Here is a 2,312-nt window from a genome sequence, read left to right as displayed (position 1 = left end):
TTACCCGCCAGGAAAATCTGGTTGCTGCCTCAGATGAAGTGGAAAACCAGGTAAAAACCATAACCATGGCCATCACGAACCTTTCCGCCACCGCGGAAGAACTCGCGGCTACCACAGAGAACCTGAACAGTAACGCACAGACCATCAGGAATGAGATTAAGAAAACCGATGATATTGTAGCTCTTATCCAGGAAATTGCTGAACAGACTCACCTGCTGGGATTGAACGCAGCCATCGAAGCAGCCCGGGTGGGTGATGCCGGACGGGGTTTCAATGTAGTAGCCGGCGAGATACGCAAGCTTTCCCAGGATACCCAGCGGTCAGTTAAAGAAATTATGAAAACCTTGAATGATGTGCAGCAATCAATTATGGAGTTGACACATTCAATTGAGCAGATGTCTGCAGCAGCTCAGGAACAGGCGGCGTCTTCCCAGGAAATAAACGTTGCAGTCAACGAACTGGGTACCGTGGCCGTTCAGCTGAAAAAAATGGCGGACGAACTTCTCCTTTAACGGAAATTCTCCGAAGGCTAAAAAGGCAATTGGTCTTCCTGGAACCTTTTAGGACTTAAGGGCAAATCCGGTGAACATACCTGTTAAGCCAAAGCTGGAACATGTAAAAGATGGTAATCATTCGCATAAGAAAGTTCAGTAGAAAAGGCGGGTAAAATCTCGCCTTTAATTATTTACGCTCGAGTTTCAACAAAAAACACCTGCCGGTCAACTATCGCATACTTTGTGGATGAAGGATTTTACCGGGGGGCCAACGACAACGATGAATGGGAAAGATCCGCAGTGGGAAGCCAGAATTAACCGGGGACCGGTGCTGATAGGGAGCGGGAGAATCATCAGTAACGAGGGGGATGTGGTGGCGGCTACCGGCCACCATATAGCCGTTTTTACACCGCAAAATAATAGTTATCGCCAGTTGAGTGCCATCAATGCACCTGCGGAAGTATTAAGCCTGGCGGTGGGAATGGGGAACTACACTCCGGATCATATTATTGCAGGCACCCTGGATCAAATACTGACCTGGTCGGCCAGGGAAGGAGCTATTGTCCCCTTCTGGAGCAGTCCACCGGAACCCGAAGCCCGCTTCGTAAGTTTAGCTCTGGGAGACGTAAATGGAGACGGCCGGTTGGAAATTGTAGCAGCCGCTGAAGGAGCAGGTGCTTTTTATGTTTATGAACAGCCGGAAAAGCCGGAGGTTGGAAGAAATCTCGAACTGTTAACCATCCATTTAGTACCCGGGGCGCCGGAAAAGGTAACCGTAATAGAACGAACAGGGGCTTTACCTTTAATTGCAGTCGCTTTGCTGGAAGAAGGCAATTGGGGTATAGTTACTTTTACCTATACGGAGAAGGGCTTTATGAGCGGACCCTTTCTTGAAAGGCTCCCTGCCGGCTTGACGGCCATGACATCAGGGAGGCTGACAGGTGAGCCCGGGGAGGATCTGGCCTGGGGCGGCGATGACGGGCGGGTCCGGATAGTAGCGGTGGGAGAGACACTTTCCACCGTACTTACCACCGATAACCTGGGAAGCACCATCTCAGCCCTGGCCGTAGGAAGGCTGGGTACACGAGATGTTATGGTCGCGGGAACTCCCGAAGGACACATCTTTATTTACCCCGTACCGGTGTTCTCCCGGTCACCTGAGCAGGTGATAACGTTAGAAATTCCGGTTAATGATTTGTCTTTCACCGCCAACGGCCGCCTGGTGGTAGGCAGCCTGGAAGGACGGGTTCTGGTAACCTGGATGAGCAGCAGTTCTTCTTTTTTCCTGCACCGCGTACGCCCCGGAGAAACGCTCTGGGAACTGGCGAACCGTTATAACACATCGGTAGAGGCAATAATCCGGCTCAACGGATTGAACAACCCCGATCGCATTTACCCGGGGGAACTTCTAAAAATTCCTTTACCGTAAAAAACTCTTTAAAAAGCATAATTTAGTCAAAGAGGGACAAAGAATATTATTGCTTTAGCAAACACAACGGAGGCGATAGTTATGCGCGTTGAAGTGGACCAGGATCTTTGTATTAGCTGCGGCACCTGTGTCGACACCTGTCCTGAAGTATTTGAATGGAACGATGAAGATAAAGCTCATGTCATTGTAGATGAAGTGCCCCCAGAACTGGAGGATCAGGCTCATGAAGCCGTAGAGAGCTGCCCAACAAATGCCATCTCAGAGTATTAGAACGCACAAAGCATAGTTCGGAGTGTAAAAAATTTTTTACCCTCATTCAGAGAAGCTCCTGACAGAGAAGCTCCTGAAGGGGCTGTTCTATAGCACGGTCTACAAACCGTGCTTTTCAT

General features: G+C 49.7%; 3 protein-coding genes. All 3 read left to right on the top strand.

Annotation, left to right across the window (positions count from 1 at the left end):
• Window positions 1-512 (top strand): methyl-accepting chemotaxis protein (locus ACPLUI_RS00035; protein ID WP_424658224.1); only part of this gene is annotated, 512 nt, incomplete at its 5' end.
• A 262-nt stretch (window positions 513-774) separates the two neighbouring features.
• On the top strand, window positions 775-1,923 hold the full coding sequence (locus tag ACPLUI_RS00030; RefSeq protein ID WP_424658223.1) for a LysM peptidoglycan-binding domain-containing protein: 1,149 nt from the start codon (window positions 775-777) through the stop codon (window positions 1,921-1,923).
• Between the two features lie 81 nt (window positions 1,924-2,004).
• The gene (locus ACPLUI_RS00025) at window positions 2,005-2,193 is read left to right on the top strand and encodes a ferredoxin (protein WP_424658222.1); all 189 of its coding nucleotides are present in this window, start codon (window positions 2,005-2,007) and stop codon (window positions 2,191-2,193) included.
• Window positions 2,194-2,312 lie beyond the last annotated feature (119 nt).

The sequence above is a fragment of the Desulfofundulus sp. genome (assembly GCF_049701015.1).
In the GTDB taxonomy this organism is placed as follows: Bacteria; Bacillota; Desulfotomaculia; order Desulfotomaculales; family Desulfovirgulaceae; genus Desulfofundulus.
This window is presented reverse-complemented; position numbering and strand designations above follow the sequence as displayed.